This window comes from Paenibacillus sp. ALJ109b (assembly GCF_010747435.1).
In the GTDB taxonomy this organism is placed as follows: domain Bacteria; phylum Bacillota; class Bacilli; order Paenibacillales; family Paenibacillaceae; genus Paenibacillus; species Paenibacillus taichungensis.
On record NZ_JAAIFP010000023.1, the window covers coordinates 87,384 to 102,478 of the forward strand.

The 15,095-nt window shown below is 45.4% G+C and carries 14 protein-coding genes; 2 read left to right on the top strand and 12 right to left on the bottom strand.

All coding sequences use genetic code 11. The features are described 5' to 3' along the window. Positions 1-66: 66 nt before the first annotated feature. From G3352_RS20865 to G3352_RS20880, 4 genes are read right to left on the bottom strand one after another with little or no spacing between them, the layout of a single operon-like run. Positions 67-1,665: a type 2 periplasmic-binding domain-containing protein gene (locus G3352_RS20865; RefSeq protein WP_076289885.1), complete on the bottom strand. Its 1,599-nt coding sequence runs from the start codon at positions 1,663-1,665 to the stop codon at positions 67-69. Between the two features lie 54 nt (positions 1,666-1,719). Then, positions 1,720-2,622, bottom strand: coding sequence for a carbohydrate ABC transporter permease (locus G3352_RS20870; protein ID WP_076289886.1), 903 nt, complete (start codon positions 2,620-2,622; stop codon positions 1,720-1,722). An 18-nt stretch (positions 2,623-2,640) separates the two neighbouring features. Further along, a complete protein-coding gene (locus G3352_RS20875; protein ID WP_062320079.1) occupies positions 2,641-3,600 on the bottom strand; it encodes an ABC transporter permease in 960 nt (319 codons plus the stop codon). Positions 3,601-3,611: 11 nt separating this feature from the next. After that, complete coding sequence (locus tag G3352_RS20880; RefSeq protein WP_163759414.1) at positions 3,612-4,376, bottom strand: alpha/beta hydrolase; 765 nt, start codon at positions 4,374-4,376, stop codon at positions 3,612-3,614. Positions 4,377-4,851: 475 nt separating this feature from the next. On the opposite strand from G3352_RS20880, the gene G3352_RS20885 reads away from it, so the two are divergent. Together G3352_RS20885 and G3352_RS20890 are read left to right on the top strand one after the other, a co-directional pair. Continuing rightward, positions 4,852-5,769 (top strand): serine hydrolase domain-containing protein, encoded by a 918-nt coding sequence (locus tag G3352_RS20885; protein WP_163759416.1) that lies wholly within the window; start codon positions 4,852-4,854, stop codon positions 5,767-5,769. Continuing rightward, positions 5,766-6,197: a GNAT family N-acetyltransferase gene (locus G3352_RS20890; RefSeq protein WP_163759418.1), complete on the top strand. Its 432-nt coding sequence runs from the start codon at positions 5,766-5,768 to the stop codon at positions 6,195-6,197. Before G3352_RS20885 ends, G3352_RS20890 begins: the two co-directional genes overlap by 4 nt. 94 nt (positions 6,198-6,291) lie before the next feature. Here G3352_RS20890 and G3352_RS20895 read toward each other — a convergent pair whose 3' ends face one another. The 8 genes from G3352_RS20895 to G3352_RS20930 all read right to left on the bottom strand — a co-directional run bounded on the left by G3352_RS20895 (position 6,292) and on the right by G3352_RS20930 (position 14,949). Next, the gene (locus G3352_RS20895; RefSeq protein ID WP_024629045.1) at positions 6,292-6,546 is read right to left on the bottom strand and encodes an AbrB/MazE/SpoVT family DNA-binding domain-containing protein; all 255 of its coding nucleotides are present in this window, start codon (positions 6,544-6,546) and stop codon (positions 6,292-6,294) included. Positions 6,547-6,716: 170 nt separating this feature from the next. Next, on the bottom strand, positions 6,717-7,181 hold the full coding sequence (gene trmL / locus G3352_RS20900) for a tRNA (uridine(34)/cytosine(34)/5-carboxymethylaminomethyluridine(34)-2'-O)-methyltransferase TrmL (protein WP_163759420.1): 465 nt from the start codon (positions 7,179-7,181) through the stop codon (positions 6,717-6,719). Between the two features lie 137 nt (positions 7,182-7,318). After that, positions 7,319-8,407 (bottom strand): 3-phosphoserine/phosphohydroxythreonine transaminase, encoded by a 1,089-nt coding sequence (serC, locus tag G3352_RS20905; protein WP_163759423.1) that lies wholly within the window; start codon positions 8,405-8,407, stop codon positions 7,319-7,321. A gap of 233 nt (positions 8,408-8,640) precedes the next feature. Further along, positions 8,641-10,065, bottom strand: coding sequence for a type I glutamate--ammonia ligase (gene glnA / locus G3352_RS20910; RefSeq protein ID WP_063564243.1), 1,425 nt, complete (start codon positions 10,063-10,065; stop codon positions 8,641-8,643). A 413-nt stretch (positions 10,066-10,478) separates the two neighbouring features. Next, a complete protein-coding gene (gene aroF / locus G3352_RS20915; RefSeq protein WP_063564242.1) occupies positions 10,479-11,543 on the bottom strand; it encodes a 3-deoxy-7-phosphoheptulonate synthase in 1,065 nt (354 codons plus the stop codon). A gap of 232 nt (positions 11,544-11,775) precedes the next feature. After that, on the bottom strand, positions 11,776-12,729 hold the full coding sequence (locus tag G3352_RS20920) for a 4-hydroxy-3-methylbut-2-enyl diphosphate reductase (protein ID WP_163759640.1): 954 nt from the start codon (positions 12,727-12,729) through the stop codon (positions 11,776-11,778). Between the two features lie 68 nt (positions 12,730-12,797). Next, positions 12,798-14,258 (bottom strand): sensor histidine kinase, encoded by a 1,461-nt coding sequence (locus tag G3352_RS20925; RefSeq protein WP_076289893.1) that lies wholly within the window; start codon positions 14,256-14,258, stop codon positions 12,798-12,800. A gap of 1 nt (position 14,259) precedes the next feature. Beyond that, complete coding sequence (locus G3352_RS20930) at positions 14,260-14,949, bottom strand: response regulator transcription factor (protein WP_076289894.1); 690 nt, start codon at positions 14,947-14,949, stop codon at positions 14,260-14,262. Positions 14,950-15,095 lie beyond the last annotated feature (146 nt).

The following is a 15,095-nucleotide window of genomic DNA, read 5'->3' on the forward strand; positions in this document are numbered from 1 at the left end:
CGGGTTCGATTGGATGGGACAGACAGAACACACCTGTCATATCCCATCTTGCTAATTACTGAATGATTACTTGAATTCTTTGTTCAGTTCATCCAGGTAAGGTTGAACCAGGGACATTTTGCTGTTTACCCATTCTTTCCAGTTCGCTTCCAGATCTCCATTTTTGAGGATCAAGTTGGCATATTCATTCTGGTAGTCGAATGAAGCCTGACTTTTAGCTTTGGAATCGTACAGGTTGACATCCCAGTCGTATGTTGCGAGTGATTGACCTTCTGTACCGAGTTTTGCTTTTTCCTCGAACAGTTTCACAGCTCTATCACGATAATCCTTTTTAATTGCAGGGTTTACAACACTGAAGTCGTCACCCAAAAGATACAGACCTTCGAAACGTGCTGGGTATTTGTCTTCCAGAACAGTTCCTTCTGGCAGCAAGCTAACCAGTTCTTTGTTTTCATCATATTTCCAATCTGTTCCTTCGAAGCCCATGTTGATGAGCAGTTGTCCTTCTTTGGTAGTCGAGTAGTCGATCAGATCCATGATCCGTTCGAATTTCTCGTCACTGATGTCTGGATTGAAGATCAATGCAGACCAGAAGTTAGCTTGCTCCATGTTACGGTATTTTCCGTCGTCGCCAACTACGATTGCTGTGTGTACCAGTTCATCACTATCTACACCCAGATTCTTTCTCATATCGGAATCCAGACCTTGTCTGTACGAAGCCAGGCCGCCCAGACTTGTTACTGCAGCTGTACCTGTTACTTTGAAGTTGTTTTGACCCTCATTGTTTTTCCATGTGTAGAACTCAGGATTGAGCAAACCATCTTTGTAAGCTTTTTGCATCAATTTAAGTCCTGTCAGAGTTTCAGGATCTGCTGGTCCCCAGTGGAACTGACCATCTTCACCTTTGTAGAACGGCGTGTCGGTCATGGCATGCACACTGTTCGGCATAATGATATTCGTCATAGCATCTGCCGCATTGTAGGACAGAGGTACAAGTTTGTTGCCCACTTTGCCTGGATCTTTTTCTTTCACAAGCTCAGCGTATTCATTCAATTCAGTTGTTGTATATGCATCTTTCAGTTCGAAACCAACCGCTTCAGCCCAGTCTTTACGAAGCGCAATGACACCAATTTGGTTCGTCAATGGGTCAGCAGGTTTGTTCTCGAAATAGATTGGTCTTGGCAGGACGTATGTTCCACCCGTCAGTTCTTCCAGCTTGTCTCCAAGACCGGTCAACTTGTAGGCTGCTGCCACGTTAGGCCAGCGTTCTTTCCAGTCATCCGGGAATTTGTAGAACAGGCCTTGATCAATACTGTTCATGGCATCGCCATGCACATAGTTCCATACTGCTACATCAGGCAAATCGCCAGAGTTGATCCACAGACGAAGCTTCTCGCCCCATGAATCCCAATCGATATAGTTGTAATCCCATGTTACATTGAACTTGTCTGTCCAGAACTTGTGGAAGTCATTATCCAAGTTCCCGTTTTTAATTTCTGTCAGGTTAGCTACAGAGATGGTCAGGTTATCTTTGTAATTTCCCTCTGCATCTTTTTCGTTACCACCTGAAGCTCCTTGGCTGGAACAAGCGGTCACCATCAGCATAACTACACTAAGCGTGATGGCAAAGAGAGCTCTTACTGACAACTTTTTGTTCGTTTTCATGTTTTACCCCCATGTTTTTTAGTAGAATTTTAATGCAAAATCCTATACGTATAATCAGGTCTTGATAGCCCCTGTTAATACCCCTTTGGCAAAGTGTTTTTGCAGCATTGGGAAGAAACACATAATTGGTACCATGGTGACAAATACTGCCGCCATCTTCATACCCATTGAGAAATTGCTTGCTTGGGCAGCATCCACACTGGATGCATTGGATGCGTTCGTCTGGGATGTGACGATAATGTTTCTGAGAACATTCTGGAGCGGCAACTGATCCGCTTTTCGCAGGAATATCATCGCATCGTACCAACTGTTCCAGTATGCCACACCGTAGAACAACGTGATTGTAGCCATAATTGGTGTAGCCAGCGGAAGAACAACTGAGAACAGAATTCTCCACTCTCCTGCTCCATCCAATCTCGCCGATTCCATCAGCGACTCGGGCAAGGTATAGAAGTAGTTCATCATCAGAATCATGTTGAACGCACTGAAGCTTCCTGCCAGGATAACGGACCATAGCGTACCTGTAAGGTGAAGTGATTTCATGATCAGGTACAGCGGTACAATACCACCATTAAAGATCATGGTGAACAGTACTAGGAAAAAGAGAAATTTCTTGAACGGAAATTTGTTGCGACTAAGGCCATATGCCATGCTTGTTGTCAGGAACAAGCTGAGTGGCAAACCAATGACTAGCAAAATAATTGTATTTTTGTACCCCGACAGAATCGTTCCGTCAGCGAACAACGCCTTATAGGAATCCAATGTCCATTCTTTAGGGAACATTAAAAATGGATTGTCAGCATATTCTTTTTGTGTTGCGAACGAGATCATGATGACATTCCAGAACGGAATCAGAATCATCAGAGCAAGCACAAGTAAAATGGCGAAAATAATGTAATCGAGAAATGTCATTTTTTCTGTGCCAATTCTCGGCTTTTTGTTAGCTTTCTTACTCATTTCATTTTTCCTCCTCTCTTATCGGAACAAACCGTCTCCGCCAAGCCACTTGGCAAATCTGTCTGCGAGAAGCAGCAAGACCATATTCACGAGGGAACGGAACAAGCTGACCGCTGTCGAGAATGAGAAGTCCGTTGAGGACTGGAACGTAATCCGATAGATATATACATCCAATACTTCTGATACATTTTTAGTTGCGGCATTTGCCAAGTTGAAGATCTGGTCGAAACCGGAAGACATCAATCCACCAACCGACAGGATGAACATGACGGTGATTGTAGGAAGAATGTTTGGCAATGTGATGCGGAACATCTGTTGCATACGGGATGCTCCGTCAATCTGTGCTGATTCATACTGATCCTGATCGATACCGGAAATGGCAGCCAGGAAGATAATCGCACCCCATCCACTTGATTTCCAAATGTCCGTCAACAGCAGCATCGGTACAAAGTTGGACTCGGAACCGAGGAAGTTAATGGTTGGCAATCCAAGCAAACCAAGTGCGCTGTTTACCAGTCCGTCATAAGCCAGGACGTTGATGACTACCCCGGATACGATGATCCATGAAAGGAAGTGAGGGAACGTAAGAACCGTCTGGAACCACTTCTTCCCTCTACGCATCCGCAACTCATTCAGCAACAGGGCAAGAATAATCGGGAACGGGAACTGAATAATCAGTTTTAGAATGTTGATGTACAGCGTCCGCCATACCGCGTCAATAAAGGTTGGATCCCGGAAAACGTATTTGAAATTCTCAAATCCGCTCCATGGGCTTCCCCAGATCCCCAGGTTTGCCTTGTAGTCTTTAAACGCAAGAGACAGGCCACCCATTGGCATGTAGGCAAACAGGATCAGCCAGACGAGCCCTGGAATAAGCAGGGTGTACGTCATTCTGTGCTTCCAGATTTCACTCCAGAGCGAATTGCCTTTCAAGTTTCCCTTCAGCTTTTTGCTAGGTCCTTCGGCTGCAGGTTTCAAATTGCATCTCCTCACTCTACTTTGGTCTTGTCGTTATACAGAAAATCAAACATTGTTCTCAGGTGTTGCTCCCAGAATCTCCATTCATGGGTACCCGGTGTCTCCACATACTGAAACTCAAAATCCGTTTCCTGCATGTATTCCGCGAATTTGCGATTCATATCCACAAACGGATCAATATCACCACAACAACTCAGAATATCCGGTAAATCTCCACCTTGCTTCAACAGCTTGGCAGACAGTGCGTACAGGTCCTGATCAGGTTTTACCTGTAACCGTTCTCCAAAAACCGCTTTCATTTCCTTGATCATGCCTGATGGCATTTCTGGATCGTGAAGCCGGGTCTGAATATCAGTTACACCTGATAAGGACACCGCCTTGCGGTACCTCTCGGGATATGTCAGTGCACATTTCAATGCACCGTACCCACCCATGGATAGACCGGCGACGAAAGTCTTTGCCGGGTCTGTATTGAGATTGAGCTGACGCCTGCAGAATTCAGGCAGCTCCTGAGTGATGTAATGGAAGTAATTCAGGCCGTATTCCATATCGGTGTAATAGCTTCGGTTCGCTTCCGGCATAATGATGGTACAGCCATATTGTTGCGCGTACATTTCAATTGTAGTCAAACGTTGCCATGTACTTGCATTATCGCCTGCCCCATGCAGCAAATATAGCGTACCGCCTGAAGTGTCTCCGGAGTCACTGGACACTACATGTATGCTTGTATTCATGCATAACGTAGGCGATCCGGTTTCGATCGTTATATGCGCCATATGTAACCCCTTTCATCGCCGGCTGCTGTCTGTATACTTCTGTTTCTCTGCCTTTTTGTTGCAACTTCCAGTGATTCCCCCGTATTTCGCTCGGTTATCGAAACGATTTTCTCGAATCGTTTCAAAACATAGCCAACGTTGATTTACTTGGACTTGAATACAACACATTTTACGTGGAAGCGATTTCTTCGAATCGTTTCGAATAAATCATAATCCCGAAGTACAAACCCTGTCAATAACCTTTTTACAAATTTCGCGCTTTTTTCTTAAAAAACTGATTTTTCGTGATAAAATTTGCGTCAAAAGGCACTTTTAATATAAAACTTTTTCCTTTAAGTAACCGTTTGCACCTATTCATTGACATTGAACCTCGTTTGTAATAACATAAGTTCTAATTTTTGATCCAGATTGCGGAAACGTTTCACCAACAGCAAAATTTCTTTTATTTATCTTCTTTTTTAGAAAGGATGTTAAGATGCTGAGTATTATTAATTCTTTTGTTCAACATATTGATGAGCAGCAGTTAAACGTTCATTCTGTTCGGGTATTGCAGAAAGGGGTTACAATCGGAGCGTGGGATCGCACTAGCGATATGCGCCGCTTACAACACTCTGTCAGCAAATCGTTCACCTGTATGGCGATTGGACTGGCTTTGGATGAGGGCACACTTACACTTGAATCCAAACTTGGGGACTACTTCACATCACCAACACCCGCTTCCCATTTAACAGCCTTCCCTCCTGCGGAACTCACCCTGTACGATTTGCTGCGAATGTCATCGGGGCATGACGTACCTGTGTTATGGGCAGAAGAGCGAGCCACCCTGCCTGAGAAAGATTGGGCGAAATATTACATGTCCCTTCCTTTGGATAGAATTCCTGGTGAAACGTTTACATACAGCAGTGCAGATACGTTTATGATCTCCGCCATGTTTCAGGCTGCCAGCGGTCAAACCGTTAAGGACTATCTGATTCCCCGGCTATTCGAGCCATTGGGCATTACGAATGTAGAGTGGGAGACTTCTCCCTTGGGCATTACATTGGGCTGTGCGGGCCTGCAGCTCACCAACGAGGAATTAGGTAGATTCGGTCAACTGTTGCTTCAGGGGGGCCACTGGAATGGCAAGCAGCTCATTCCTGCGGAATGGATCCGATTAGCGACAACACAACAGATTCCCACACCAGGAGACGGCGACTGGGGACAAGGTTATGGATATCAATTCTGGAGATGTTCCCATAACGCTTACCGTGCCGATGGCGCCAATGGGCAACTATGCGTTATCCTACCGGAGCTGGAGTCCGTCGTTGCCATCAATAGTGATGAACAAAATATGCAAGCCATTCTTGACAATGTATGGTCGGATATACTGCCTATTCTGGAGGGGAACATTTGATTATACGGCCAGCCACTCATGCAGATTATGCGGAGTTGAGAAACATTTATCTGGAGTCGCGACGTGCCCGATTCCACTGGGCTAAGCCGGAAGAACTGTCTCTGCAGGATTTTGATACAGATACCGTGGGTGAGCATATCCTCGTGGCTGAAAATGAAGATGGACAGCTTCTCGGCTTCGCTTCGCTGTACCTTCCCGAGAACTTTATCCACCTTCTGTTTATTCATCCCGGTTTTAACGGCGGGGGTACAGGTTCACGCTTACTTGATGCGTCAATTTCACTCATGCAGCAGCCTGTTCGATTGAAATGTGTATCTGATAATCATAAAGCAATTGGCTTTTACGAACGACAGGGTTGGAAAAAAGTCATTGAAGAAGGTACACCCGGGGAGAAATATTGGGTGATGGAGTACAACACTAATAGCTGACTCCATTCGTTTAATCCCGGTAAACTAGAAGTGGACATGGTTTTTCCACACAAAAAAAGTATCATGACCTTTAGAGGTCATGATACTTTTTATTTTACCCGTGCTGTGGAAGCTGGGTCATTTCATCTAAACATTGTGCGCATATGTAACGCTCTTTGAACTCATTGACTTCTTCCATCGATCCACAAAAAATACATTTTGGACGGTATCTCTCTAGAATGATATGGTCCCCTTGTACTAAGATCTCTACAGGATCTCCCTCATTCATTTGATACCTTTTACGCAAAGATTTAGGCAATACGATCCTACCCAATTGGTCAACTTTGCGAACGACTCCAGCTGGCTTCATAGCTACGGCACACCTCTCCTATCTTACTCTAAATTTCTAGGTACATTTGTACTATGTTTATTAATTCGCCAAGATTTTGTCGAATCCTGCTGGAAATAAACATTTTTTGTCCTTTTTTTTGAAAAATGTTTTTTTAGCGAATTCTAACCGTCACTTATAAGCGAATTAGACTAATCAAGACCCGGGAAATTAAGTTGACGCAATGCCTCATACACAATGATGGCTGCTGAGTTTGACAAGTTTAATGATCTGACATCACCTGACATTGGCATTTTCATACAAGTATCTGGATTAGCAGCAATTAATTCTGGAGGAAGACCTTTTGTCTCCTTACCGAATACCAGAAAATCTCCATCTTGAAACTTAAAATCGCTATAACGGTTTTTCGCCTTCGTGGTTGCGTAGAAAAAACGCCCTTCTGGATACTGTTCCCGAACCTCAGCAAACGAATCATGATATTCAATATGAACGGCATGCCAGTAATCCAGACCTGCGCGTTTCAGCGTGGCATCATCCGTACGGAATCCGAGTGGACGCACGAGATGCAAATGTGTGCCGGTAGCCGCACATGTACGAGAAATATTGCCTGTATTTGCCGGAATCTCCGGTTCAACCAGAACGATATGTAAAGCCATATGTGTTCAATCTCCTTTTCATTTCATGTAAACGACAATTCTCTAATCTTAAAGAAAAGCCCTCCACACGTCAATGTGGAAGGCTCTGGTAAAGCACAAGTGTGAATACTTGAATTCACAACTCGCTGCCAGATTATTTATCCATTTGTCTTCTGGAAGTGGCTCATGAAGTCCGTAAGTGCTTTAACACTTTCATATGGAGCCGCATTGTAAATGGAAGCACGCAGGCCACCGACACTCCGATGCCCTTTCAGACCAACAAAACCTTCTTGCTCTGAAGCCTTGATAAACTGTTTCTCCAACTCCTCGTTAGCCAGGCGGAAGGTCACATTCATCAGGGAACGATCTGCCGGATCTACGCAACCGCGGTAGAAGTCTCCGGAGGAATCAATCGCATTATAGAGCAAATCTGCTTTCTTCATGTTCTTCTGTTCAATTCCAGCCAATCCACCTTGTTCCTCGATCCATTTCAGAACCTCATTCACCATGTATACGGAGAAGGACGGTGGTGTATTATAGAGAGAATTGTTATCCACATGTGTACTATAACGAAGCATTGTCGGAATCGTTTTAGGAGATTCACTAACCAGTTCTTCGCGAGCAATAACAACCGTAATCCCTGATGGACCCAAGTTCTTCTGTGCACCTGCATAGATCATGCCGAATTGATTAAGATCAAACGGTTTGCAGAAGATGTCACTCGACATGTCGGCAATAAGTGGAACTGAACCGGTATTCGGGAATGACTTGAATTGTGTTCCCTCAATTGTTTCGTTAGACGTCAAATGAACATAAGCTGTGCGATCCGGCAAGCTAAGATTCGACACATCCGGCAAATTCATATATTTATCCGCTTCGGAAGATGCAGCGATCTGCGTCTCCCCAATCAGTTTCGCCTCAGACAGTGCCTTCTTGGCCCAGCTTCCTGTCATGACGTAACTGGCTGTCTGCCCTTCCCCGAGCAGGTTCATCGGCAGCATGGCGAACTGAGTGCTGGCTCCGCCCTGCAGGAAAAGGACTTTGTATCCTTTAGGATTGCCTAGCAGAGACAACAAACGCTCCTGAGCTTCATTATGTACAGATTCATACACCGCTCCACGGTGAGACATCTCCATAATCGACATTCCTGTATTCCGAAAATCAACAAATTCTGCCTGAGCACGCTCCAGAACCTCAAGTGGCAACGCCGCAGGTCCTGCATTAAAATTATACGCTCTCTTTGTCACAAAATCCCCCGCCCTTTCCATCCGTAGCTGACATATGAAGTAAATATTATCGCTATGATATCAGTATTCCCTATCAGCTTCAAGGGCAATAAGCACCGAAGCTGCGAATCAGGGTTATCAAATTCCTTTATCACCCTGCAAAGTTAATGCACTACATTGTTTAATTCAAGGAAAAGCCTCCGAGAGCGAGTCCCGGAGGCTTTACATTGGGAACAGTTTCTGTTCCGACTGGATTAGCAGTCGAAGTAGAGGCTGTACTCATGCGGATGAATGCGAATTGCTACTGCTTTCGCTTCGTCACGTTTGAGGTTGATATAGTTTTCGATGAATTCTTTCGTGAAGACGCCGCCTTCAGTCAAGAATTCGTTGTCCGCTGCCAGAGCGTCAAGCGCTTCTTCCAGGGAAGCCGGCACACTGCGGATATTTTCTTTGTCTGCATCAGACAAATCATAGATGTTTTTGTCGAGTGGACCATATCCAAGCTCAGTTGGGTTGATTTTACGTTTGATACCATCCAGACCCGCCATCAGCATTGCAGCGAATGCCAGGTAAGGGTTAGCTGTGGAGTCCGGTGTACGGAACTCGATACGGCAACCTTTTGGTGTCACAGCTGCAACCGGAATACGTACTGCTGCCGAACGGTTACCTTTGGAGTAAACCAGGTTAACCGGTGCTTCATAACCAGGTACGAGACGTTTGAATGAGTTCGTACTAGGGTTAGTCAAAGCAATCAAAGCTGGAGCGTGGTACAAAATTCCTCCGATGTAGTGCAGAGCCATTTCGCTCAGGTTTGCATATCCCGCTTTGTCATAGAACAATGGGGAATCACCATCGAAGATGGATTGGTGAACGTGCATTCCGCTACCATTGTCACCAAACAGTGGTTTTGGCATGAATGTTGCTACTTTACCATATTGACGTGCAGTGTTATGCACGATGTATTTGTATACAAGCAGGTTATCTGCTGTTTTCTTCAACGTATCAAAACGGAAGTTGATTTCGGCTTGACCAGCTGTCGCCACTTCGTGGTGGTGACGTTCGATCGACAGGCCTGCTTCTTCCAAAATGCGACACATTTCACTACGAATATCTTGTTGTGTATCCACTGGAGCTACAGGAACATATCCGCCTTTAGTGCGAACTTTGAAGCCCAGGTTACCGCCATCTTCCTTACGGTTGGTGTTCCAAGAAGCTTCTTCGGAATCTACGAAATAGGAAGAGCTGTTCGTGCCGCTCTCATAACGTACATCGTCGAAGATGAAGAACTCGGATTCAGGTGCGAAGAATGCTGCTGTACCTACTCCGCTTTCTTTCAGGAATTCTTCCGCTTTGACTGCGATACCGCGTGGGTCACGCTCATAACGCTCGCCATCCGGAGTGAAGATATCACACATAACATTCAATGTAGGGTGTGCTGTGAACGGATCGACAAAAGTCGCTTCAGGATCTGGAATCATAACCATATCGGACTCTTCAATTCCGCGGAAACCTTGAATAGAAGAACCATCAAAGGCTACCCCATTTACAAAAGTGTCTGCGTCAACTGCCGAAGCTGGTAACGAGATGTGGTGCGCACGACCGGATAAATCTACAAAACGAAAATCTACCCACTCGATGTTGTTCTCTTGAATTGATTTCAATACGTTTTCAACCGACATGTATTCGTCCTCCCAAATATTCCGAACATTAAACAACCCCGCTAAGAAAATGTCCATATTCGAATTTTTTTCTGTCGTCATTATAAAATCTCAAATGTGACATCGTCAATACTTATGTAAGGTATTTTTTGCGACTATGTAAGCTATGCTCACATTTTATAAACCTATTTATTTCACTTAACAACGTATATACACTATATTTAACTGGTTTAATGCGGTAAAGCAGGGCTATATTTAGCCTAAATTATGGAAATAACATTACATCATAAATGTTTCTTATCACCTATGATTAATAAATGCGTTCAAAGCTCAAATAACACAAAAACCGGACATTTTGTCCTAGCCCCATTCTCATTGAACGGAGCCAGGGCAGATGCCCGGGTGAACTATATTACCTATACTATTAAGATCAGTTATACGCCAACTCGTGCCGGAAAGAACTCCGCCGGTTGTTTGGCTGTGTTGAATGTTTTACCGACGATTGGTGCCAATTTCTCCAGATCCTGAAGCAGGTTGGCAAATTGGTCAGGGAACAGAGACTGCACGCCGTCACCCGTCATGGAGTTATCGGGGTCTGTATGCATTTCGATAATTAGGCCGTTAGCACCAGCAGCAACAGAAGCCTTTGTCATTGGTTCAACCAGCTCACGGCGACCCGTACCATGACTTGGGTCCGAAATGACTGGTAGATGACTGAGAGACTGCAAGACAGGGATGGCCGAGAGGTCGAGCGTATTACGTGTGTAGGATTCGAATGTACGAATACCACGTTCACACAGCATTACATTCGGGTTGCCACCCGCAAGAATGTATTCAGCGGCATTCAACAGCTCATCATAAGTTGCACTGAAGCCACGTTTCAGCAATACCGGTTTGCCACACTCACCCAATTTACGTAACAAATCGAAGTTCTGCATATTACGTGTACCTACTTGCAGAATGTCTGCGTACTCGGCACAGATATCCACATATTCAGGCGTCATGACTTCTGTAATCGTCAACAGGTCATGTTTCTTACCTGCTTCTGCCATCATGATCAGGCCTTCAACACCCGTTCCTTGGAAGCTGTACGGACCTGTACGTGGCTTAAATGCACCACCGCGAAGCACCTGTCCACCGGCAGCCTTAACCAGTCCGGCAATCTCATCAATCTGTGCAGCTGATTCAACCGCACACGGTCCGCCCATAACGACGAGTTCTTTCCCGCCAATATCTACACCTTTGATGGAGATAACAGTATCTTGAGGATGGAAATCACGGCTTGCCAATTTGTAGGACTTCGAAATCTTGACGACATTCTCTACACCTTTCATTTGACGGAGATGCTCAGCCATTTTCGGTTCTACTTTACCAATAAGGCCAATGATAGTGCGGTCCTCTCCACGCGAGATATGGACCTGAAGTCCTTCCTTTTCAATTGTAGCGACGATATCCTGAATATGTTCCTCCGGAGTAGCTTTACCTGCGATAACGATCATTATAATTCCCATCCTTCCTTGTATGAGAGCGCCTAAGCGCGTCTGATTTAATCCTCAAAACTCTTCTCCACTTAAACGCTTGTTCGCTTTTAAGCTTTTATCCACTAAAGTAAATATAACATATTCACCCTTTTCAGTCAAGCCGACTCTTATCCCCTTCAAAAAAAAGAATCCTACAGTCAGTCACCGGAATTCGGCTCTGTGCTGCAAGATTCTTATATTAATGTTTTGTTTACGTCGTACGAGTCTTTTCCCTTACAGGAGGCAGTAGCTTGCTCATATTCACCGTACGTTTGATTTCCCATGTTTCCGGCTTGTCATGTTCATACTGCTCCAGATACAGGATGACTTCCTTCGTGATCGGAGTTGGCGTAGAAGCGCCTGAAGTAACCGCCACCTTATTCACACCTTTTAGCCATTCCTGCTGTATCTCAGCCACATCTGATACACGATATGCCGTTACACCCGCAATTTCCTCCGATACTTGTGCAAGGCGGTTGGAGTTATTACTGCGAGGATCACCTACAACAATGACCAGATCTGCCTGCCCTGCCTGTTCCGCTACAGCTTCCTGACGGACTTGGGTAGCCAAGCATATCTCATTATGAATCTCTGCGCCTGGATACTTCTCCAGAAGACGGCTCATAATGTGTTTGATGTCCCATTGACTCATCGTTGTCTGATTTGTGATAAGGATTTTGCCAGGAGGTACGTTCAGTCCGTCAATCTCCTCTTCCTTCTCGATCAGATGAACATGATCGGGTGCAACACCAACCGCACCTTCCGGCTCTGGATGGTTCCTTTTCCCGATATAGATAATGTCATACCCTTCAGCCGTCTTCTCCCGAATAAGGTCATGGGTTTTGGTTACATCCGGACATGTTGCATCCACTGTAGTCAAACCTTTATCACGTGCCATCTTGCGCACTTCCGGAGATACACCATGGGCTGTAAAGATCACTGTTCCGCTCTCTACCTGGCTCAAAATATCAATCCGGTTCGGTCCGTCCAGTGTAATAATGCCCTCATCTTCAAAAGAGTCCGTCACATGTTGGTTATGCACAATCATACCCAATATATAAATAGGCCGTGGTAGGTCCAGATTGCGTGCCGCCTGGCGCGCGAGCACCATCGCATCCACAACTCCGTAACAATATCCCCGCGGCGAAATTCGCAGTACTTCCACTTGGTTGCCACCCGCTTTCTTTCTCGGCAAAGATAGCCGATGTAATTGCAGTCCTGTCTATTATAACCTTATTCGATAGGCGGAGCAAAGACAACCGGCAACCAAATGATAAAGGTCGTTCCTTCTCCACGTCTGGTTACAACCTCAACAGACCCTTGGTGTTCCTCTATAATCCACTTGGCAATCGACAGCCCCAGACCTATACCTGGTGTGGCACCGCGCGACTCATCCGCCCGATAGAACCGGTCAAAGATAAATGGCACTTCATCCCGATCCATTCCGATTCCCGTATCACTGATGCGTAGTCCTACCTGACCTTTATAAAGTATTGCATCAAGCGTAACCGAACCATCTGGAGTGTACTTAAAGGCATTCTCGATAAAAATAAACAACATCTGCTGCAAATAGTCCTTGCTGCCGTTCACATATATGCCATTCAGAATTGATAGATCTCCTGGACGCCAGTCTGCCTGATGATCAAGGAATTGCGACCTGCGAGCCACTTCCTGTACCAGAATCTGCAACGGGATCGGATTCAGTTCGATTTTCTGTCCTGTATCGGCTCTGGCCAAAGACAGCATATCACTGATCAGTCTACTCATCCGTTTTCCTTCATCCGCCATGTCCTCTATCGCTTCGAGCGACATTTGTTTAACCGTTTCTTCGTCCAGATTCGGTCGGTCCGTGCTCTCCTGATCCCACAGCTTCTTAAGGAAGTCCACATTTCCACGGATCGTGGTCAGCGGTGTACGCAGCTCATGCGAGGCATCAGATACAAATCTGCGCTGAGCTTTATTCGTCTCCTCGAGCCCTCTGAATGACAGCTCTGTTCGTTCAAGCATATTATTGACTGTTTCAATCAGACGTCCAATCTCATCCATGGGACCCGTATATTGAATACGCACACTAAGGTCATCCCCAGACTGAATCTGATTGGCTGCATCAATCACATTGACGAGCGGACGCATGGATTTGCGAGCCAGAATCAGCCCCGAAGTAATGGCAAGCGCCATTGCGACAAGCCAGCCAAAAACCAGAATATTTCGTAAAGCTTCCAACAGTCGTTCCTGGGAACTAACATTGGCGCCGACTTGAAGGAGCCCCCTTATTTCATTGGTTCCCTGAAGAGACAGGGGCTGTTGATTCACCAAGAAAGGGGTCCCATTCACATAGATCTTGGATATTCCACGCTTTTTCTGGATCTCATTGGATTTCACAACGGGAAATTGAATCTGAAGTTTCTCCATATTGCCTGAGATTTTACCAGATCTGCTCTGGTAGTCCCACAACTGGATATATATCTGAGCTTCCTGAAGCTGGCTTTCCGTAAAAGGGTCCAGGTCCAGCGATTGTGAAAGTGGATTGACACCAATCTGATTCGTAATTCGTTCACTTTTATCTTTCAGTTGCTGTTCCACTTCTTGATACGTATTAAAATAAACAAAAGCGTAGATCACAACTCCCCAAAAAATGAGCACGGCTGCCAAGATGCCAGAATACCACGCGGTTAATCTTAACCGAATGGACATGTCAGGAGTCACCTCTCAAAATATAGCCGGCTCCCCGGATGGTCTGGATCAAACGTTTGCCGCCGTATTCTTCGGTTTTTTGTCTGAGCATGGCAATATACACTTCGAGCACATTGGACTCACCACTGTAATCATAACCCCAGATTTTATCCATAATCAGATCACGGGACAGCACACGTTTCGGATTTTGCATGAACAGATTCAGCAATTCGAACTCCTTGGCAGTCAGTTCCAGACGCTGACCGTCACGCAACACCTCACGAGAATCATTATCCAGAATAATATCCTCATACATTAGTCGATTATCAGGCGTGTCTGCTATATCCGCTTTACGACGCAATAAGGCACGAACACGAGCCAACAGTTCTTCAAGCGCAAACGGCTTCACGAGATAATCATCTGCACCTGTATCCAGCCCGATTACCCGGCTCTGTACTTCATCTTTGGCAGTGAGCATTAGCACGGGCACTTTGCTCCCCGCTTCTCTGAGTCTACGGCATACTTCAAACCCGTCAATTTGCGGCATCATGACATCAAGAACCACGATATCCGGCTCTTTATCCATCAGCTTACTGAGGCCCTCCGCCCCATTCGAAGCTGTCTGTACATCATATCCTTCAAAAGCAAGTCCCCGCCGAAGCATGGACACAATTTTTTCATCATCATCAACAATCAGAATAGTTGAGCGCATGGTCTTTCTCCTTTATCCCTTAACGTTTTTAATCTTATTGTAACAGCCAAAAGCGCAATCTGCATCTTTCCAAACACCTTGTTGCTTTGCGAGTCAGACCTTAATGGAGTAGAAACGTATATAGTGCAAAAAAAGCGAAAGGGCCC